Genomic DNA, 20,105 nt, shown 5'->3' with positions numbered 1-20,105 from the left:
ACCATGGCAACAATCGGTTTCATTGGACTGGGTATCATGGGCACGCCGATGGCGCGCCACCTGCAGGATGCCGGCCACACCATCGTCACCTCGAAGTTCGTCATCCCGCCGCGCCAGGAGCTGCTCGACAACGGCCTCAAGTTCGTCGACTCGCCGAAGGCGTTGGCCGAAACCGTCGACACCATCATCCTGATGCTGCCGGATACCCCTGAGGTCAAGGATGTTCTCTTCGGCGAAAACGGCGTCGCCTACGGTCTTTCCAAGGGCAAGCTCGTCATCGACATGAGCTCGATCTCGCCGATCGAGACGAAGGAATTCGCCAAGAAAGTTCGCGAGACCGGTGCCGAATACATCGACGCCCCGGTTTCCGGCGGCGAAGTCGGCGCCAAGAATGCTTCGCTCTCGATCATGGCGGGCGGCGCCCAGGAGAGCTTCGACCGCGCCCTGCCGCTCTTGAAGTTGATGGGCAAGAACATCACGCTCGTCGGTGATTGCGGCGACGGCCAGGTCACCAAGGTCGCCAACCAGATCATCGTTGCGCTGACGATCGAAGCGGTCTCGGAAGCGCTTGTCTTCGCCTCCAAGGCGGGTGCTGATCCGGCGCGCGTCCGCGAAGCGCTGATGGGCGGCTTTGCCTCCTCGCGCATTCTCGAAGTTCACGGCGAGCGCATGATCAAGCGCACCTTCGATCCGGGCTTCCGCATCTCGCTGCACCAGAAGGACCTCAACCTGGCTCTCCAGGGTGCCAAGTCGCTCGGCATCTCGCTGCCGAACACGGCGGCAACGCAGGAACTCTTCAACAACTGCGCAGCCAACGGCGACAGCGGCCTAGACCACTCCGGCCTCGTCCGGGCGCTGGAGCGCATGGCGAACCACCAGGTTGCCTAAGCAATTCCAGGGAACGTGCGAAGCGGTTTTCCGTTAGGAATTGCGCCGCTTTGAAAAGATCAGGCGACGACCTTAAATGCGCATGACTCGTCCGGCGTCCCATTGTGCCGGACCGGTCATGCGTCCGGGCGGCGGTTGGAGGAACCGCCGCCCGAGACTTTCATGCAGTTCCAACCGCGATTTGCGCTGGGATGACATATAAGGATGGAGCGACGCGACATCCTCCAGGGGGAGACCAATGCCAACCATCACCGATCCACGCCGTTTCCTCGAAGCGCTGTTCACCTCGGCCGTTGCCGCGGCTGATCCGGAGAAAGTGATCGCGGCCAACCTGCCGGCGCGACCGAAGGGGCGGACGGTGGTGGTTGGGGCCGGCAAGGGTGCGGCCCAGATGGCAGCCGCCTTCGAACGCCATTGGGATGGTCCGCTCTCGGGCGTGATCGTCACCCGCTATGGCTATGCTGCCCCATGCGAGACGATCGAGGTGCTGGAAGCGTCGCACCCCCTGCCTGATGAAAACGGTTTGCTGGCCTCGAAGCGCTTGCTCGCCGAAGTCGGCGGCCTGACGGCGGACGATCTTGTCGTCGCGCTCGTCTGCGGCGGTGGCTCGGCGCTTTTGCCCTCGCCACCACCCGGCTTGACGCTGGAAGACGAGATCGCCGTCAACCGGGCGTTGCTTGCCTCCGGCGCGCCGATCAGCGCCATGAATGCCGTGCGCAAGCACGTCTCGATGATCAAGGGCGGTCGGCTGGCTGCCGCGGCCTATCCGGCCAAGGTCGTTTCGCTGATCGTTTCCGATATTCCGGGCGACGATCCGGCGCTGGTCGCCTCCGGCCCGACACTGGCGGACGCCAGCACGCGCGAGGATGCGCTGACGCTGATCGAGCGCTACAGTCTGAACCTGCCGGCAAAGGTTATGGCGTGGATCAATAGCCCGGAAAGCGCCGCGCCATCTCCTGATGACCCGCGTTTTGCCCGTAACGAAGTCCGGCTGATCGCATCCGCATCCGTCTCGCTCGAGGCCGCGGCTGCAGAGGCGCGTGCCGCCGGCATCGACGCGATCATTCTTTCCGATGCGATCGAGGGCGAGGCGCGCGACGTTGGCGGTGTGCATGCGGCGATCGCCCGGGAAGTCGTCGGCCGCGGTCGACCGTTCACCAAACCGGTCGTCGTTCTCTCGGGCGGCGAGACGACCGTCACCATCCGCGGCAAGGGCAAGGGCGGACGCAACAGCGAATTCCTGCTGGCGCTGGCGCTCGGCATCGACGGTGCCAAAGGGGTCTCGGCGCTGGCCGCAGACACCGACGGCATCGACGGCTCCGAGGACAACGCCGGCGCTTTCGCCGACGATACCACCATCGCCCGTCTCGCGGCGCAACGGCTGGATGCCGCGGCATTCCTGCAGAAGAACGACAGCTGGTCGGCGTTCGATGCGCTCGGCGATCTCTTCAAGCCCGGCCCGACCGGCACCAACGTCAACGATTTCCGCGCCATCCTGGTGCAGTGATATCCGCGCGGCGGGTGTGTAGCTTGCCTGTCGTTATACACTTCACGCGAAGTGGCAACTGACCGAGCCGTAAGCGCCGAAATCGGCGACGATCGTGTCGCCGCTCCTGGCTTCGAGCGTGCGGATGAAAGAGCCTGAGAGAACGATCTGGCCGGGCTCGATCGCGTCGCCGCATTGCGCGAGACGATTGGCGAGCCAGGCGATGCCGCGCGCCGGATGGTTGAGCACGCCGGCCGCAAGCCCCGTTTCCTCGATCACCGCATTGCGCGAGACGATCGCCCCCATCCAGCGCATGTCGACCGTATCGGGGCGCACGGCGCGGCCGCCGAGGATGAGGCCGCCATTGGCGGCATTGTCGGCGATCGCATCGACGAGGATGCGCGCCTTCTTTGTTTTCGGATCCGTGCGGACGATCCGGCTGTCGAGAATTTCCAGCGCCGGCATGACATAATCCGTGGCGTTCAGGACCTGGACGATGTTGACCCGCGGGCCTTTGAGCCCGGTTTTCATGATGAACGCGATCTCCGCTTCGACCCGTGGCTGGATGAAGCGATCGGGGGGTATGCTTGCGCCGTCGTCGAACAGCATGTTGTCGAAGAGCACGCCGGAATCGGGCGTGTCGATGCCGAGCGCCTGCTGCATGGCATTGGACGTCAGCCCGATCTTCCAGCCGATGATGCGGTGGCCGTCGTCGCGTTTGCGCCGGACCAGAGCCGCCTGGATCGCATAGGCGTCGTCGACCGTCATTTCGGGATGCTTGAGCGACAGGAGCCCGATCTGTTTTCGATCGCGTTCGGCCTGATGCAGGCTTTCGGCGGCCTTGGCGATCTCGGTTGCATTCAGCATGGCGCCCCCCGACTTCAGCGCCCTTAAGGATACACCAAGGTCGGACCCGGCGCGCGCACCGTCTTTGGGCGATCAGATCGGCTGACTTGCCAGCATCAGGCCGAGGCCGATGAGGATCGAACCGCAGGTGCGCGGAACAAGATTGCCGGCGCCACCAACCAGCCGACCGAGCGTGAAGGAGGCGAGGAAGACGGCCGCGATATCGGCGACCGACAGGGCAAGGTTCACCAGCAGGCCGAACATCAGGAACTGCAGCGACATCGGCATCGCCACGGCCGGATCCACGAACTGCGGCAGGAAGGTCACGAAGAACAAGGCGGTCTTGGGATTGAGGACCTCCACCCCGATGCTGTCGCGCAGGACGCCGGGTTTCGCAGCCTCGGCGTGGGCGGCATGTTTGCCGACCCCGAGCAGCATGGTCGCGCCGAGCCAGACCAGATAGACGGCGCCGGCAAGCTTGATCGCCCCATAGAGAAGCGGTGCATGGTGAAGCAGGGCGGCAAGCCCGAGCGCCGCGGCGGCGATGTGGACGTAGCAGCCGATATGAATGCCGAGCGCCGCCAGGAGGCCGGCCTTGCGGCCATGCGCCAACGTCTGCGCCGTCATATAGAGAATGGCAGGACCCGGCATGAAGGCGAAAATCGCCGTTGCCAGTGCGAACGAAATCCAATGCTCCAGCGACGGCATGGGGGCTCCTCCCGAAATAGCCGGAACGCCCCCGGGCCGACGTCTTGGCGTCGAACCATCTCGGTGGCGCGATAGAGCGGGAGAACTACGCTTGGTTGTATCCGATTGACATACGGCAGGTGCCGTATTTCGGCGTTGTGGCAGGATCGCCTGTTTTGCCGTGGTTAAGGGAAGGTGACTTCCGGAAAGACCGGCGAGGACTGCGATATCAACCGATCGGCAGGCCGATGCGCAGCGCATAGGCGGCGATCTCTGCCGTGTTGTGCAGACTGAGCTTGCGCATCAGGTTCTCGCGATGCTTGCGGGCCGTGAGCGGGCTGATACCGAGGCGATCGGCGGTCTCGCGCGCGGTCAGCCCCTGGGCGGCGAGAGAGAGGATCTGCATTTCGCGGCGGGTGAGGGGGATGGGGGAGAGCGCCGTATCGGTTGTCGGCGGCGGCTGGTGGCTGCGGGGATCGTCGATGGCGAAACGAACCGATTGGCTGAGATAAATTTCGTTTCGCAGCATTGCGTCGAGTGCTGCATTCAGTTCGGCCGGATCGCCGGTCTTCGTCAGGTAACCGCTGGCCCCGGCGGCGATCACGGCCCGCACGGTTCGCGGCTCGATGTTTGCGGTCAGCGCCAGGATCTTCATGCGCGGCGCGACCGCCCGGAGTTCGTTGATGAACTGCACGCCGGCAACCCCCGGCATGCCGAGGTCGAGGATCACCAGATCAGGACTGCTGGCGCGAACGATGGTCGTCAGCGTCTCGCCGTCGGCCGCTTCCGCAACCACCGATACATGGTCCATGGTGGAGAGCAGCAGCTTCAGGCCCTCGCGAACGATGGCGTGATCGTCTGCCACCACGATCGTCAGCAGTTTGCGCATGTAAGCAATCCTTCATCGAAATCGGCAATTCTCCGCGGACATGGCGTTGCATCGAGACAGGAGCGGCAATGGAGACTCGCGAACACCTGCAACCTCTCCTGATAGGCTTATTATTTCGTCAATCTTACGCGGTGCTTTTTGCCAATTTCGCAATTCCACTGCCGGTTGCTTATGTCCTGCGCGATCTTGTGTCGTGGGATCTGCTGTTTTCATGGGGTGCCGCACTCTATCTGCTGACGTTCGCCCGCATTCTTCTCGACTGGCGATATCGGCGTCAGACCGATGAAGGGCGGACGCGGGACTGGCGGCGATGGGCCTGGCGCTTCACGCTGCTTTCGTGGGTTTCCAGCGGTCTCTGGGGCGCGCTTGGCTGGTTTGCCTTCCATCCGGACGAGCCGCAGACGCTTGCCTTCGTCTGCATCGTGATCACAGGCATTGCCAGCGGTGCGGTGCCGTCGCTGTCTGCCTTTCCGCTCGCCTATGCCGGCTCGCTGGTTGCGATCCTCCTGCCCTTCGCGATCCGCTGCTTCCTCGGCGAAGGGCCGATCTACGACACCTATCTGATTTTCACCATCTGCCTCTTCGGCGTCGACCTCTACTACAGCCGCGTCACCCACAGGACGCTTGCCGAAACGGTGCGGCTGCGTTTCGAGAATCTGTCGCTGATCACGAGCCTTGAGGCAGAGCGCGACAAGGCGCAGAGCGCCGATCGCTCCAAGTCGCGGTTCCTCGCTGCCGCAAGCCACGACCTGCGTCAGCCGATCCACGCCCTCAGCCTTTTCACCTCGACGCTCGCAGCACTCGGTCGCAACGGTGACGTTCCGGCCAAGAACGCCCGCGACCTCGCCGATCGCGCGCGCTCGGTTATCGGCAATCTCGGCGGTCTGCTCGACGCGTTGCTCGACATTTCCAAGCTTGACGCGGGAATCGTGACCGTCGCGCGAGAACCGGTGTCCCTACGGCGACTGTTCCACGACCTCAAGGCGGAGTTCTCCGGCATTGCGAAGGACCAGGGCCTCGGATGGCGCGTGGTGATGACGGATGTCTGGGTCGATACCGACCCGATGATGCTGAAGCGTGTCCTCGACAACCTTCTTTCCAATGCCTTCCGCTACACGCGGACCGGCACGGTGCTGATCGGTTGCCGACGCCGCGGTGCTGCGCTGGAGGTGCAGGTCTGGGACACCGGTGTCGGCATCCCGGCGTCCGAACAGGACGCAATCTTCGAGGAGTTCGTACAGCTTCAGAACCCGGCGCGCGACCGGGCGCAAGGGCTCGGGCTCGGCCTTGCTATCGTCCAGCGTACCGCCGCTCTGCTCGGCCACCCGGTCAAGGTGGTCTCGACGGAGGGTCGCGGTTCGATGTTTTCCATCACTTTGCCGGTGGTCGCGCCGCCTTCGCTGGCACAGCCCGGACGCGCCCATCCGGCCGCTGCGACGCAGCATGGGGGCATCGTCGTCATCGACGATGAGCGCGACGCGCTGGATGCGACGGCGCTGTTGCTCCGCACGCTCGGCTATGCGGTCTATGCCGGGCGTTCGGCTGCCGGGGCCCGAAAGGAGCTTGCGAAGGCTGCGCGCTTAGGAGAGGTGCCGGTCGATCTTGTCATCACCGATTACCGTCTCGAGGCCGGCAAGACCGGGATCGATGCGATCCGGGAGATCAGGGCCCATCTCGGGCGGGAGGTGCCGGCGCTGATCCTTTCCGGCGATACGTCGCCGATACGGCTGAAGGAAGTGACCGCAAGCGGCCACCGTCTTCTCCACAAGCCGCTCGATGCGGTGCGGTTGGAGGAGGAGATCGAAGCGCTCCTCGCCGAGCGGGCTGAAGACGCGGCACGCGAGATCCGCACTGTTACTCGATGAAGACGCGCACGCTGGCGGCGCGGCCGACGGAATCGATCACCGTCAGCGTCGAATAGCCGGCACCATCCGGTTGCCACTGCGTGACCCGCCGGCGGGTGAGCTCCGGCAGAGGCTTGCCATTGGCAAGCCAGCGGAACGGCGCGCGTCCGCCCTGGAGCTTGAGTGTCAGCGGCGAAAGCGCCTGATGGTTCGCACTGAGCTCGACGCGTGCGCCCTCGGGCGGAAACACGATCTGCGGTGCCGGCTCGCGGGCCGAAGCGTTGACGAGGCCGCTTGCCGTCAGCGAGAAGCGGCGCTGGCTGATCGGCAGTTCGGCTTGAGAAATGCGGATCGCGCCGGCCGGCGCATCGGGCAGCGGCGTGATGCCGAAGCCGGATTTGGCGAAGCCTTCGAAGAGAATGGGGGCGGCGCTGCCATAGCCGGTGAGGCCGGGAACCGCCCCATTGTCGGGCCGTCCGACCCAGACCCCGAGCACATGGCGGCCGTCATAGCCGACCGACCAGGCATCACGGTAGCCATAGCTGGTGCCGGTCTTATAGGCGATGCCGCGCTGGCGACTGCCAGCGGGCGGCAACACGCCGGAGAGCGCGTCGGAGACATTCCAGACGGCGACCGGCGAAAGCACCGGTTCCGCTTCGATCAGGCCCGCCTTGCCCTCAACGCCGTCGCCGAGCCGGAGCGGGAAGCCGCGGTTGGCAAGCGCCGCATAGAGCTGCACGAGATCGCGCAGGGAAAGTCCGACGCCGCCAAGACCGATCGCAAGGCCGGGTGCTTCGCCGGCAGGAAGTGCCGGCTTCACCTCGCCGCGGCGAAAGCGCATCATCAGCTCGGCCGGGCCGACCGCGTCGAGCAGGCGGATCGCCGGAACGTTCAGAGACAATTGCAGCGCCTCGCGCACGCTGACATCGCCCTGGTAGCTCATGTCGAAGTTGCGTGGGCGGTAGCCGAAGAAGTCCGCCGGCCGGTCCTCGATGATCGTTTCCTGGCTGACGAGCCCTTCTTCGAAGGCAAGGCCATAGATGAAGGGCTTGAGGGTGGAGCCCGGCGAACGCGTGATGCGCGTCATGTCGATCCAGCCGGAGCGGCTCGCATCGAAATAGTCGGCCGATCCGACCGAAGCGACGATCTCTCCGGTCTTCGCATCGGCCATCACCATGGCGACCGAAACCTTCGGTCCGAGCTTGGCTGCCCCTTCCTTTGCCACGGCTTCGAGGTTGCGCTGGACGGCAAGGCGCAAGCTCGTCTCATGCCGAACCGCCCGCGGGTCCTTGCGCAACGCCCGTTCGGCGAGGTGCGCGGCATAGGCCGGGAGTTGCAGCCTGCGCGACGGAACGGACGTGGCGATTGCGCGTTCCGCTTCGCCGTCGCCAATCACGTCAGCAACGGCGAGACGCGTCAGCACCCGTTCGCGGGCGGCGACAGCGGCGGCATGGTTGCGGTCCGGGCGGCGCTTCTCCGGCAATTGCGGTAGTGCCACGAGCAGGGCCGCTTCGCCGGCCGTCAGCCGTTTCGGCTCCTTGCCTAGCCACGAGAGGCTCGCGGCGCGCACACCCTCGATATTGCCGCCATAAGGCGCATGGGTGAGATAGAGATTGAGGATCTGGTCCTTCGATAGCCGTCGCTCGATCTGGATCGCGCGTGCGATTTGCAACATCTTGGCGGTTATCGAGCGCTGCTGCCGCGGCTCGATCAGCCGGGCGACCTGCATGGAAAGCGTCGAGGCGCCCGAGACGATCCGGCCATTGCTGACGAATTGAAGCGCGGCGCGGCCAAGCGCCAATATATCGACGCCGGAATGCTCCTCAAAACGCTGGTCTTCGTAGGCGATCAGCATCTTCAGGAACTGCGGATCGACATCGTCGACCGTGGTCTGCAGTCGCCAGAGGCCATCCGGCGTTGCGAAGGCGCGCAAGAGCTGTCCGTTGGCGTCGTCCACCTCGCGCGAGACGACGTCCGCCTCCGCAAGCGGCGGCGGGAAGGCCTCGTCAGCCTTTTCGATCGCAAAGCCCGTCAGCCCCGTCACCAGCAGGCAGACGGGCAAGGCGATCAGCAGTTTGCGCCCAATCGACATGATCTTGCCTATTGCGCGGCCAGCACCTCCATGCGCCCGGTCGCGGTGCGGGCCGAAAGCTGCGGCCGGTACATGTCCTCGACAGTTGCGGCCGGATGGTCATAGGTGCCCGGCGTTACCGCGCGCACGACATAGGCCAGCGTGACCTCGCGGCCGGCGCCGATGCTGCGGTCGAGTGCTGCGACGAAGCGGTCGTTACGGAACTCCGTATGGGTCGCGGTGATTTCGCCGAGCCACTCGAAATTGCTGAGCTGGGCACTGTCGACGAGGCTCGGATTGTCGATCTGGAAACCGGCCGGCAGCAGGTCGGTGACCAGCACGCGCGACGGCCAGTCGTTGGCCTCCGTGACTTTCAGCACGACGACGTAGCGTTCGTTCTGCCGCGCTTCCATGACGTTCGCCTCGGCTCCGTCGAGCGTGTAGTAGGTGCGCTCGATGGTGAAGCCGTCGCCGCCGGCCGAAAGCGGCTGGGCGGGGGCGGCGACCGTGGTGACCACGGCCGAAACCGGATCGGCACCCTGGTTGCGGATCACCACCGGGTGGGTGATGAGCGCGTCGCCGGTCATCTGGGCGGCATAGCTGCCGGACTTCGATGCGCCGTTGACGTCGAGCGCCATGTCCTCGTCGCCATTCTGGATGGCGCGGGCGGCAAGCAGCATCCAGGCCTGTTCCTGGGTGCTGGTATAGGTCTTCTGTTCCCATTCGCGGGCGACCATTTTCGATAGCTCTGGAACGATCGGCGGGACCGGTCGGCTTTCGGCCGCAAGCGCCAGCACCGCCGCGCCGTCACGCAGCGACGAGCCGTAGTCGGAGCGCGACAGGCTGACATTGACGAGGCCCGTCGACATGTTCGCCGCGTTGGCAAACGTGTCCTGCGCCCCTTGAGCATCGCCATACAGCGAAAGCGCTGCGGCGATATGAGCCTTGGCGAGCGGCGTCGGGAAATCGTTGATCAGCGTGTTTGCGTAATAACGCAGGTCGTTGATCGCCGCCTTGCGATTGCGGGCAAGCACGTAGAGCGCATAGGCGATCTCGTTGCCGCGATCCTTGGCGTTGGTGTCGTAGCTGACGCCGTTCTGCAGGTTTTCCAGCGCCTGAACCATTGCGGCCTCGGGCACGTCATATTTCTGCTCGCGGGCGCGGGTCAGGAAGTCGGTGACATAGGCGTCGAGCCAGAGGTCGCCGTAGCCCGGGCCCCAAAGCCCGAAGCTGCCCGACGAGGACTGGTTGGAGAGCACGCGGTAGATCGCCTCCTGCACCCGTTTCGTCACGCCCTCGTCATCGGCAAGGCCGGACTGCTTGGCGAGTTCGCTCAGGTAGAGCAGCGGCAGCGCGCGGCTGGTCGTTTGCTCCGTGCAGCCATAGGGATAGCGATCGAGGGTCATCAGCAGTGCCGGCATATCGAAGGCGGCAGAGCGGGTGACGCTGAGGTTGACGGAAGCGCCCTGCAGGATGCTGTCGGCGAGCAACTGCCCGTCGACCGTCAGGCTGCTTCCTGGCGCGATCGAAACCACTTGTCGCTGTGTCACCGGCAGGGTTGCCGGACGCACGAGCAGGTCGAGCGACTGCTCGAGCGAAAGGCCGTTGGCGCCGGTCAGCGCCACGGTGACGACGCCGTTGCCGGGATATTGCCCGACGACCGGCAAGGTGATGGAGGAGCGACCGCCCTGGTCCAGGGTGACCGTGCTGCCCGTCCCCGGTTGCTCGACCGTGGCTTGGCCACTGGTCGTCACATGGATCTGGTAATCGCCGGCCGGTGCGTCGGTATTGGCGATATCGAGCCTCAGGTCCGACCGGTCTCCGGGCGCCAGGAACCGCGGCAGGCTGGCGGTAACGACGACGGGGTCGCGGATCACCACGTCGCGCGTGGCGTGGCCGACACCGGATTTCGTCCAGGCAACGGCCATCAGTCGCGCCGTTCCGTTGAACTGCGGGATGTCGAAGCTGACGGTTGCCTTGCCGTCGCCGTCGAGCTGTACCGGTCCTTCGAAGAAGGCGACCAGCTTTTCCGTGGGCGGGCTGCCCTGAAGCGCGACCTGGCCGCCATCGCCGCCGGTGCGCAGTTTTCCGGTCGCGCCGAGCGAGCCGTCGATCAGGCGACCGTAAAGGTCGCGGATTTCAAGGCCGAGCTGTCTCTGGCCGAAATACCAGGCTTCCGGGTTCGGCGGCTCGTAGCGGGTGAGATTGAGAATGCCGACATCGACGGCGGCGATCGTCACATAGGCTTCCTCATTGGCACCGGCACCGGCGACCTGGAGGCTGATGTCGAGCGGCTGGCGCGGCTCCATCTTTTCGGGCGCGTTAAGCGTGACGGCGAGCTTGCGCTCGGCCGGATCGACGGTGAGCCATTTGATGCCGATGGCGCGCATCGGCATGCGGCTTTCCTGGGCATCGCCCGGCCGGTAGAGCGTGGCGGTGACATAGGCGCCGGCGCCCCAGGCGTCGGTGACCGGCAATTCGACTTCGCCGCCTTCAGCCGCAATCGATACCGTCTCGGTCGTGATCAGGTTCTCTGTGCCGACGGTGACCAGCAGTTCGCCGGCAAAACGCGGCGAGACCTTCAGCTTGGCCGTGTCGCCGACCGCATACTTCTCCTTGTCGAGCGCGATCTCAAGGCCGTCAGGCGTTTCCGTCGAGGTGGCCGCGACATACCAGCCGGCGTCGAATTCGACGCTCGAAGTCGGGCCATCGACCGCGGCCGTCTCGACTTCCAGGCGATAGCGCCCCCAGCCGACGGGCACGGAGATATCGCCGCCGTCTTCCGTCAGGTCGACGCTGCCGTTGGCCACCTGTTTGGTGGTAACGACGGGCTCGTATTTCCAGGCGCTGCCGTCGCGATACCAGTGATAGTTCCGTTCGACGCTGATCAGCTTCCAGAGGAGCCCCTGCATGGCGACCTTGCTGCCGGCCGGATCGACGGCGATGACGCGGAACTTGCCGACGGAGTTTTCGGCGAGCTCACCCTCGAATTCCGGCTTGATGCCGAGCATCGGGCCCTCGGCGCGCACCGGCAGTTTCAGCGAGCGCTCGACGGCGCGGCCGCCGGCTTCACGCATGCGAACGGTCACGGTGGCATTTAGCAGCTGCGTGGTCGAGGGCACTTCGTCGATGAGGACGTCGAAGCTGGATTTGCCTTCCTCGTCGAGCGACGAAAGCTCTTCGAGCGGCAGGCGCGTGTCTTCGCTCGCCTCTTCGTCGGCAAGACCGAAGGAATAGCCCTTGAAGGCGGCGTTTTCGCGCGTCGGCTTGATCGTCACTTCGCCTTCAAGTTCGAGGCCGGCAGCCGGTGCGCCATAGAGATAGCGCCCGTCGACTGCCACGCTTGCCGTCTCACCGACGGCGATTTCCTTGGCGTCGCTGGTGAGATCGAATTCGGTGCGATCCGGCACGAAGTCATCGATCAGGAACTGCTTCTCGCCGATCGCAGGCGACTTCGGGTCAGTGAAGATCTGCATCGTCCAGGTGCCGCGCATGGCGTTTGCCTGGGTGTCGAGGTCGAGCGTATGGCCGCCGAGCTTGCCGCCGGCACTGGTCATGCGGCGATATTCGACACCATCCGGGCGGAGGAAGACGAAGGTCAGCGGCAGGTTCTCGATCGCCATGCCGTCAACGTCACGGGCAAGCGCTGCCGCATGCACGGTTTCGCCGGCACGATAGATGCCGCGCTCGGTCCAGGCGAGAATGTCGATGGCGCCAGGAGCCGCGCGCCCGGTGACGCCACGATCCGAAAGGTCGAAGCCGGCGCGGCTCATGTCGAGGAAGACATAGTCGTCCTCGCCCTTCTTGGCGGTGATGACGGCGGGCGTGAGGCCGGCCGTGCCACGGATCAGTCCAGCAGTGAAGGTCACGCGGCCGTCATCATCGCTCACCGCCGTGCCGAGGATCTCGTTGTTTTTGGCGACGAGCTGCAGTTCGACGCCTTCGATCGGCTCGGCAGTCGCAAGCGAGCGCACGAAGACGTTCAGCCCGTCTGTGCCGGCATAGGTGGAGATACCGATATCGGAAACGACGAACCATTGCGTCGCGCGCGCATCCCATTCCTGGCTGATACCGGTGGTCGGTGCGGCGGTTAGGACGTAGACGCCGGGCTTGCGTTGAGGCAGTGCCTCGTCGACCGGGAAGCTTGTGACGACCTCTTTGTTGACGTCGCGCTCGATGTCGATCGAGCCTTGCCAGACGAGTTCGCCGATCTCATCCTCGATGCGCTGGGCGCTGTAGCCGTCGAGCTGGGTCAGGAACTGCGAGCTCTGAAGCACCTGGGCGATGCTGCGATCGCCGACGCGGTAGAGTTTCAGCTTGGCGCTGTCGGTGTTGACGGAAACGAGCGGGATGCCGCGGCGCGCGGTCGACGGCAGCACGAAGCTGTCGCCGGTGAAGCGCACCATTTGGGCGCGGTCCGCGACATAGATATCGAGGGTGACGGGCGCTTCGAGCATTTCGTCGACGGTGGACGGCAGGCCGGCGCGAAGGGTCAGCTTGTAGCGCTCGCCATGCGATAGGCCTTCGATGCAGATCTGGTCGCCCTTCGCCTCAAGCGCCTTTGGCGCAGCACCATTGACGGTGACGAAGGAGGCATAGTCGGCGCCGCTCTTCAAAAGCTGCTCGGAGAACTGCACGCAGGCGCGCGGCGTCGCAGCGTCGGAATCGATCGTATGTTCGACGACGCGGAAGCCCTTGCGCTGCTTAAGGTCGAGATAGGCTGCCTCGACCGATTTTGCCTTCACCAGTTCCAGGCTCGCCTTGTAGGCGTTCAGTGCGGCGCGGAAATTCTCGGCGCCTTCCAGCGATTTGGCCATGACGGCAAGCGCATGCGCCCGGCTCTCGGTGGTGCGGGTCAGCTCGTAGCCGTTGATCGCGGCGATCGCCGCCTGGATCGATACGCTTGAATTGTTGGTGATGCGGTTCGCGGTTCGCGCCGCCTCCAGCCAGAGTTCGGCGTCATCAGGATTGATCGCCAACGCGCCCTGGAAGGCCTTCAGCGCATTTTCGATATTGCCCATGCCGGCCTGGCCGCGTGCCATGTCGATGAGCGTATTGACGCCCATGCCCTGCTGATCGTCGGCAAGGGTAAGATTGGCCTTGGTGTTGCGGGCGTCCTGCAGCAACTGATCCGACAGGAATTTCAGGCGCGGCGGCGCCCCGATGTCGGCTTGTGTGACCTGCGGCTGCACGACCTTGCCGGCGATGGCGCCGGGGAAGGTGTTGAGCTGGTTATAGTCGGACTTGAGGAAGCACCACTTCACCTTGGGATTGTAGGTGAAGGCGCGGCAGGCCTGGTCCGCGATGCATGTCTGCTGGCATTCGTCGAGCGAGACGTTCTGTTCGGTCCTGAGGTCGAAACCGAAATAATCGCCGTCCTGAGTGATCTCGATCTGCCGTCCACTCTCCTGGGCAACGGCGGGGATGCCGGCGGTCAAAAGCGACAGGAAGAGGGTGGAAAGGCCGAAAAACGCGCGCACAGACATCAAGTCCTCCCAACGCTGCCGGTCTCGATAGAGGCTTCACTTTTCAGGCTTCCGCCCCGCTTGTCAACCGGAGAGCAGTCGACGTGCGGCGCAATTTCAGCGGGAGCACTGCTGTGAAGGATCGAGCATCGATCCGGAATGAAACACGATAAAACGATATGTAAATCAAACTATTATGACGGTCGGCCAAAGCCGCGGGAGAAACCGCGCCGCTAGCCTCGTTGTTCTCTCAGGAAGACGGTCAGCGAGCGACCGGCATCGAGGATATGATCGCGCGTCAAGGCGCTGGCCCGCTCGGCGTCGCGCGCCACACAGGCATCCAGGATCGCCTTGTGTTCGCGGCGCGCGCGCGCAACGCCCGAGGTTAGCGTCAGCTGCGCCCGCAGGTAACGGTCGATGCGATCGAGAGAGGCGCGAACGATCTGCAGGTAATAGGGGCGACGTGCTGCCTCGTAGAGGCTGTAGTGGAAGTTGCGGTTGATTTCGCCCCAGCGGTCGGAATTTTCCTCCTGCTCGAATTCCTCGCAATGCTGGCGTGCAAGGTCCAGCGTACGGCGGTCGAGACTGGGTACGGCAAGCCGAATGACCTCCGCCTCGATCAGTGCGCGGAACTCGAAAATCTCCTCGATTTCCTCAATCGAGAGGCCGGCGACAACGGCGCCCTTATAGCGCTCGGTGGTAATCAGCCCATGCTGCTCCAGCCGTGAAAGCGCCTCGCGCACCGGAATGCGGCTGGTGTTGAACATCTGGGCGATGTGGTCCTGGCGCAGGTTCTCGCCTTCGGCGAGGTCGCCTTCGATGATCGCCTTGCGCAAGGCCTCATAGACGATATCGGCCGCTGAGGCGGCTTGCCTGACATCGACGGCGTCGAGTTTCATCCTGTTCAAACCCCGCTGGCCAAGCCCCTCGGCACGGCGAATTCGGAAGCGTTTTCGCGCTGTTGGTCAACGGTCATAGGTCCAATCCGGGCGCCGGGCAACAGAGCTTTGGAAAGTAGGCGCGACGATCTCGTCGCCGGAACCGGAAATCGTCTGACGGAGGAAAGGTCTCTGATGAAGCGGAGCGGCAGAGCGTGATATGGTCGAGCTGCGAAGCCAGCCTTGTCTTGGAAACCTCTCGTGGTGTTACCAATGCCGCTCGTTTACAGGCCTGCTCGAGCCGACGAATTGGCTGCGACCGATGCACTGGTCGTCTCAAGCATCAACGATCTTACCATTCGGCACGGCTTCGGCCCGATGGCGGCGACAAGCCCTCCCAATTTTCAGCTTTTTTGCCTTAGGGACGATCCGGACGGCCTCTGGGTGGCCGAAGAGGGCGGGGGCATCGTCGGATGCACCTGGAGTTGGACTTGCGGGGATCTCTGGTTTCTCGCCCAGTTGTTCGTCGATCCCGCTCAACAGGGCCGGGGCATCGGAAATTCGCTGCTGGAACGAACTCTGGAACATGCGCGCAAGTCAGGCGCAGCCCACAAGGCGCTGATCACCTTCACCTTCAATCGGGTGTCGCAGGGGCTCTACATGCGACACGGCTTCTTTCCGCGCACGCCGATCTATTTTTTCGATGCCAGGCGAGAGGCAATGCGGATGTTGCCGGAGACGGTCCTGCGCGCCGTGCCGATCGAACCCGATGCAGCGACCATGGAGACGCTGGCGACGGTCGATCGCTGCGCCATCGGCGTATCGCGGGACAAGCATCATCGCTACCTGCTTGGCGATCTGGCAACCCGAGGGTTTCTGTTTTACGCCGGCAGCGATCCTGCCGGATACGGCTATATCGGCGCCAACGGGCACATCGGCCCACTCGCCGTCCTGTGGCCCGGTCATGTTCAAGATGCCTTCGCGGCCGCGTTGCGATTGGCCGCCGCGGGCACGTCTGAGAGGATTTCGGCCTTCTTGCCCGGGGCATGCGACGGCGCTTTGAGCCTTGCGGTCAATCAGGGGATGCGGATCACGTTTCCAATGCTGCTGATGGCGTCTCCCGGTTATGGCGACTGGACGCGCTATCTGCCCCGCAATCCGGGGTTCATGTGAGCTCTTGAGGTGTGCTCGAGGCGCTTCCATGTCGCTGATCGAACTCAAAGCGCAGCTATTTCGACGTCGCTGCCGACAAGCCGGTCGGCGGACTGTCACGGCCTACGTTTGCAGGCCTCTCTGGCCGGATTTGGATTATGAGTATTTTCAGATTGTATATTGGATCCAATTTTTCTAAGAGTCGTTTCGTCGACGGGCGACGCCATCGCGTCACCCGGTGAAATGGGGGAGCGGCCGCAAGTGAAGGGCGCGCCCGGGTGGCGTCCGTCCACCGTCACGGAAGGAGAAAGCGCATGCGCAGCAACAAGGTCGTTCATATCGTTTCCTGCCACGCGGAAGGGGAAGTCGGCGACGTCATCGTCGGCGGCGTCGCGCCGCCGCCTGGAAACACGCTCTGGGAACAGCGCCGCTTCATCGCCGAAGACCAGACGCTGCGCAATTTCGTGCTCAACGAGCCGCGCGGTGGCGTCTTCCGCCACATCAATCTGCTTGTGCCGCCGAAGGACCCGCGCGCGACCATGGGCTTCATCATCATGGAGCCCGAAGATACGCCGCCGATGTCCGGTTCGAATTCGATCTGCGTCTCCACCGTTCTGCTCGACAGCGGCATCGTACCGATGCAGGAGCCGGAAACGCGCATGGTGCTGGAAGCGCCCGGTGGACTGGTCAACGTCGTTGCCGAGTGCCGCAACGGCAAGGCCGAGCGCATCACCGTCACCAACGTGCCGTCCTTTGCCGACAAGCTCGACGCCAAGCTTGAAGTCGAGGGTCTGGGCACGTTGACGGTCGATACCGCCTATGGCGGCGACAGCTTCGTCATCACCGACGCTCGCGCTCTTGGTTTCTCGGTGACGCCAGACGAGGCGCGCGAGCTTGCCGAAACCGGTATCAAGATCACCCGCGCGGCCAACGAACAGCTCGGCTTCACCCATCCGGAAAATCCGGAATGGGATCATATCTCCTTCTGCCAGCTGACGATGCCGGTCGAAGAAAAGGACGGCATTCTGCATGGCCGCAACACGGTGGTCATCCAGCCGGCCAAGCTCGACCGCTCGCCGACCGGCACCGGCTGCTCGGCGCGCATGGCGGTGCTGCACGCGCGTGGGCTGATGAAGGTCGGCCAGCGCTTCAGCGGCCACTCGATCATCGATTCGACCTTCAATTGCCGCATCGTCGGCGAAACGACGGTCGGCGGACGCCCGGCGATCGTGCCTGAGATCTCCGGACGTGCCTGGATTACCGGCACGCACCAGGTGATGCTCGACCCGGCCGATCCGTGGCCAGCCGGCTACCGCCTTGCCGACACCTGGCCGCTCAAGCAGTAAGGTCTGCCTTTGCGGGCCGCCTCGTTGCGGCCCGTACCTTTCGGCCCAGGCCTTTGGATTGTTCTGCCGGTTCAGTCTTCCTTGATGATCCGGGTGGTGCCGACCCAGAGTTCGCGGGCCGGTCCCGCGCCGACATTGCGGGCGCGGTGCGGCAGCGAGGCGGGGAAGTGCAGCGTGTCGCCGGCCTTCAGCAGATAGTCCTTGCCATCGATCTGGTAGAGCATCTCGCCCTCGATCAGGTAAAGGAAGTCCTCGCCCTCGTGGCTGGTCAGTTCCGACGCATAGCCCGGCGGCATATGGGTGATGCAGCCGTTGAGCGCCGCGCCCGGAAAGCCGCGTTCGATCAGTTCGTAGACGCGCTCCTTGGTCTCGACATTGTAGCCGGGGCGTTCCCCTGCGTGCGAGACCATCGAATGCGAATGCTGCGGCGGCTGCGACAGGAAGGTGTCGACGCTGGTGCCGAGCGCATTGGCGACGTTGTACAGCGAGATTAGCGACGGGGTGGAAATGCCGCGCTCGATCTGGCTGATGAAGCCTTCCGTCAGCCCGGCCTCGCGCGCCACGTCCTTCATGGTCTTGCCGATTTCCTTGCGGCGGGCTCTGAGCATTTGCCCGAGCGAGGCGGGTGTCGAGGCTTCGGGGAGGGAGGCGCCTTCATGGGCTCCGGGCGCCTCTTCGATCTTCAGGGGCATGACTTTCTTTCCGCTTGACTCACGTCTATCGATGTACTTTAGTCCAGCTAAAGTTGGTTCGGCAAGCCGATCAGATCGTATGCCAGCCTTCTTGAAAAGGGGAACTACAAGAACGTCTTCGCGGCAATCCGTCGGCGGCAAAAAATACTAAGAAAAATTGGATCCAATATCCAATAAACGTGTTCAGCGCGCGATCGATGTCGGCTGCGGTCAAAAGGAGGAGTGAGATGAAACCTATATTGCCTATTCTGCTCGGCACGACGCTGGGTCTGCTTGCGGCCACCTCGGCGTTTGCGATCGAACGCGGTGGCGCGATGACATTCGCCCGCTACGACGACTCGACCGTCATCGATCCCGTTTACGCCGACCGCAATCCCGATCTCTGGATGGTGAACGGTCTCTACGAAACGCTGCTCCGCAACGGTCCTGATGGTTCGATCGTGCCGGGTCTCGCCGAGGCTCACGAGGTTTCGGCAGATGGCAAGACCATCACCCTGACGCTTCGAAGCGGCCTCAAGTTTTCCGACGGCTCCGACCTTACCGGCGCCGACGTCGTCTTCTCGCTGGATCGGGCACGCAATGCCGAACTCGGCCCCTGGGCGGGGCTGCTCGGCGCAGTCGACGCGGTCACGGCCGATGGCAACAAGATCACTGTGTCGCTGAAAAATCCCGACCCGACGATCATCTCGATCCTTGCAACTTTCAACACCGGCATCATGCCAAAGGCAGCCTTCGAAAAGGCGGCCGGCGCGACCGACCAGGAAAAGGCGCGCGCCTTCTTCTCGGCTGGTCCGGTGACATCGGGGCCCTTCGTCATGAAGAGCCATGTGCAGGGCTCGAGCATGAGCTTCGAACGCAACCCGAACTACTGGCGCCAGGGCGAAGACGGCAAGCCGCTGCCCTATCTCGACCGGGTGGAATTCCTCGTCATTCCAGATGACGCGACCCGCATCCTCAAGCTTCAGGCCGGCGAAGTCGACGCCGCCGAGTTCATTCCGTTTGCCCGTGTCGGCGAGCTCGGCGCCGATCCGAACCTGAAGATGGAGCTCTTCCCCTCGACCCGCATCGTCTACGCGCCGATCAATACGCGCGAGGCGAAGAAGGACGGCGCGAAGAACCCGCTTGCCGACGTCAAGGTGCGCCAGGCGCTGAACTATGCGACCGACAAGAGCGTGCTGATCAAGCTCGTGACCTTCGATACCGGCAAGCCGATGACCTCGCTGATGTCGGCTGCGACGCAGCTGCATTACGGTCCGGCGCCGCTTTACCCCTACGATCCGGAAAAGGCCAAGCAGTTGCTGTCGGAAGCCGGCCTCAGCGGCGGCTTCGAGGTTAAGCTCACCACGCTTGCCGGCAGCGCCGACGATGCAACATTGTTTACCGCACTTCAGCAGATGTGGGCGCCACTCGGCGTCAACCTCAAGGTCGAGCAGGTCGACAACCCGACCCGCGGCGAGAAGAACCGGTCCGGCGATTTCGACATCCATACGTATGGCTGGGCGAACGACGTCAACGACCCGGCGCAGGTGACCGGCTGGCTCGGCTATTACAAGCAGCGTCAGGCCGTCGGCACCGGCTGGAACAACCAGGAATTCAACACGCTGTTCGAGGCCTCCAACGTCGAGACCGATCCGGCCAAGCGCAAGGACGAATACAAGCGCATGCAGGAGATCTACGCGGCCGAGGCACCGTTGCTCTTCCTGTTCGAAACGCCGTTTGCCGTCGCCGTCTCGAAATCGATCGAAGGCTACGTCCAGACGCCGCTCGGCGCCAATGACTTCTCTGAAGCCTGGCGCGCCGACTGATAGCGGAACGATCTGCGAAAACCGGGCGGCAAGCCGCCCGGTTCTCCGTTGAAGGT

The 20,105-nt window shown here is 63.9% G+C and carries 13 protein-coding genes; 6 read left to right on the top strand and 7 right to left on the bottom strand.

All coding sequences use genetic code 11. The features are described from left to right. Positions 1–3 precede the first annotated feature (3 nt). Positions 4–888, top strand: a complete 885-nt coding sequence (locus tag BLU15_RS13780; RefSeq protein ID WP_034799385.1) for a 2-hydroxy-3-oxopropionate reductase — start codon at positions 4–6, stop codon at positions 886–888. Positions 889–1,126: 238 nt separating this feature from the next. Next, entirely contained in the window at positions 1,127–2,395 is a 1,269-nt protein-coding gene (locus BLU15_RS13775; RefSeq protein WP_090295941.1) for a glycerate kinase type-2 family protein, read from the top strand. Between the two features lie 42 nt (positions 2,396–2,437). Here BLU15_RS13775 and hpaH read toward each other — a convergent pair whose 3' ends face one another. From hpaH to BLU15_RS13760, 3 genes are all read right to left on the bottom strand, one after another. Then, positions 2,438–3,241: a 2-oxo-hept-4-ene-1,7-dioate hydratase gene (gene hpaH / locus BLU15_RS13770; RefSeq protein WP_090295938.1), complete on the bottom strand. Its 804-nt coding sequence runs from the start codon at positions 3,239–3,241 to the stop codon at positions 2,438–2,440. A gap of 72 nt (positions 3,242–3,313) precedes the next feature. Beyond that, positions 3,314–3,928, bottom strand: a complete 615-nt coding sequence (locus BLU15_RS13765) for a LysE family translocator (RefSeq protein ID WP_090295935.1) — start codon at positions 3,926–3,928, stop codon at positions 3,314–3,316. Positions 3,929–4,136: 208 nt separating this feature from the next. Then, positions 4,137–4,796, bottom strand: a complete 660-nt coding sequence (locus BLU15_RS13760) for a response regulator (RefSeq protein ID WP_034799397.1) — start codon at positions 4,794–4,796, stop codon at positions 4,137–4,139. Between the two features lie 68 nt (positions 4,797–4,864). Here BLU15_RS13760 and BLU15_RS13755 point away from each other — a divergent pair, with 68 nt between their 5' ends. Beyond that, positions 4,865–6,661 (top strand): hybrid sensor histidine kinase/response regulator, encoded by a 1,797-nt coding sequence (locus BLU15_RS13755; RefSeq protein ID WP_090295933.1) that lies wholly within the window; start codon positions 4,865–4,867, stop codon positions 6,659–6,661. Here the strand turns inward: BLU15_RS13755 and pbpC are convergent. The 3 genes from pbpC to BLU15_RS13740 all read right to left on the bottom strand — a co-directional run bounded on the left by pbpC (position 6,651) and on the right by BLU15_RS13740 (position 15,075). Next, positions 6,651–8,732: a penicillin-binding protein 1C gene (gene pbpC, locus BLU15_RS13750; protein WP_176960289.1), complete on the bottom strand. Its 2,082-nt coding sequence runs from the start codon at positions 8,730–8,732 to the stop codon at positions 6,651–6,653. The genes BLU15_RS13755 and pbpC overlap by 11 nt on opposite strands. 8 nt (positions 8,733–8,740) lie before the next feature. Further along, the gene (locus BLU15_RS13745) at positions 8,741–14,191 is read right to left on the bottom strand and encodes an alpha-2-macroglobulin family protein (RefSeq protein WP_060521826.1); all 5,451 of its coding nucleotides are present in this window, start codon (positions 14,189–14,191) and stop codon (positions 8,741–8,743) included. A 218-nt stretch (positions 14,192–14,409) separates the two neighbouring features. Next, positions 14,410–15,075 (bottom strand): GntR family transcriptional regulator, encoded by a 666-nt coding sequence (locus tag BLU15_RS13740; protein WP_051659493.1) that lies wholly within the window; start codon positions 15,073–15,075, stop codon positions 14,410–14,412. A 288-nt stretch (positions 15,076–15,363) separates the two neighbouring features. On the opposite strand from BLU15_RS13740, the gene BLU15_RS13735 reads away from it, so the two are divergent. Continuing rightward, positions 15,364–16,227 carry a GNAT family N-acetyltransferase gene (locus tag BLU15_RS13735; RefSeq protein WP_371589889.1) on the top strand — a complete coding sequence of 288 codons (864 nt, stop codon included), beginning with the start codon at positions 15,364–15,366 and terminating at the stop codon, positions 16,225–16,227. 293 nt (positions 16,228–16,520) lie between these two features. Beyond that, positions 16,521–17,552: a trans-3-hydroxy-L-proline dehydratase gene (locus BLU15_RS13730; protein ID WP_090295928.1), complete on the top strand. Its 1,032-nt coding sequence runs from the start codon at positions 16,521–16,523 to the stop codon at positions 17,550–17,552. Between the two features lie 71 nt (positions 17,553–17,623). On the opposite strand, the gene BLU15_RS13725 is transcribed toward BLU15_RS13730, so the two are convergent. After that, the gene (locus BLU15_RS13725) at positions 17,624–18,244 is read right to left on the bottom strand and encodes a helix-turn-helix domain-containing protein (protein ID WP_082566307.1); all 621 of its coding nucleotides are present in this window, start codon (positions 18,242–18,244) and stop codon (positions 17,624–17,626) included. A 227-nt stretch (positions 18,245–18,471) separates the two neighbouring features. On the opposite strand from BLU15_RS13725, the gene BLU15_RS13720 reads away from it, so the two are divergent. Further along, complete coding sequence (locus BLU15_RS13720) at positions 18,472–20,049, top strand: ABC transporter substrate-binding protein (protein WP_060586177.1); 1,578 nt, start codon at positions 18,472–18,474, stop codon at positions 20,047–20,049. The last annotated feature ends 56 nt before the right edge of the window (positions 20,050–20,105 follow it).

The sequence above is a fragment of the Ensifer sp. YR511 genome (genome assembly GCF_900103045.1).
In the GTDB taxonomy this organism is placed as follows: Bacteria; Pseudomonadota; Alphaproteobacteria; order Rhizobiales; family Rhizobiaceae; genus Ensifer; species Ensifer adhaerens.
This window is presented reverse-complemented; position numbering and strand designations above follow the sequence as displayed.

What these genes read in the sequence shown, in the direction of transcription:
- BLU15_RS13725 (WP_082566307.1), bottom strand. Translation starts at nt 18,244, where the DNA reads ATGCCCCTGAAGATCGAAGAGGCGCCCGGAGCCCATGAAGGCGCCTCC.
- hpaH (WP_090295938.1), bottom strand. Translation starts at nt 3,241, where the DNA reads ATGCTGAATGCAACCGAGATCGCCAAGGCCGCCGAAAGCCTGCATCAG.
- BLU15_RS13760 (WP_034799397.1), bottom strand. Translation starts at nt 4,796, where the DNA reads ATGCGCAAACTGCTGACGATCGTGGTGGCAGACGATCACGCCATCGTT.
- BLU15_RS13720 (WP_060586177.1), top strand. Translation starts at nt 18,472, where the DNA reads ATGAAACCTATATTGCCTATTCTGCTCGGCACGACGCTGGGTCTGCTT.
- BLU15_RS13755 (WP_090295933.1), top strand. Translation starts at nt 4,865, where the DNA reads ATGGAGACTCGCGAACACCTGCAACCTCTCCTGATAGGCTTATTATTT.
- pbpC (WP_176960289.1), bottom strand. Translation starts at nt 8,732, where the DNA reads ATGTCGATTGGGCGCAAACTGCTGATCGCCTTGCCCGTCTGCCTGCTG.
- BLU15_RS13780 (WP_034799385.1), top strand. Translation starts at nt 4, where the DNA reads ATGGCAACAATCGGTTTCATTGGACTGGGTATCATGGGCACGCCGATG.
- BLU15_RS13730 (WP_090295928.1), top strand. Translation starts at nt 16,521, where the DNA reads ATGCGCAGCAACAAGGTCGTTCATATCGTTTCCTGCCACGCGGAAGGG.
- BLU15_RS13775 (WP_090295941.1), top strand. Translation starts at nt 1,127, where the DNA reads ATGCCAACCATCACCGATCCACGCCGTTTCCTCGAAGCGCTGTTCACC.
- BLU15_RS13740 (WP_051659493.1), bottom strand. Translation starts at nt 15,075, where the DNA reads ATGAAACTCGACGCCGTCGATGTCAGGCAAGCCGCCTCAGCGGCCGAT.
- BLU15_RS13765 (WP_090295935.1), bottom strand. Translation starts at nt 3,928, where the DNA reads ATGCCGTCGCTGGAGCATTGGATTTCGTTCGCACTGGCAACGGCGATT.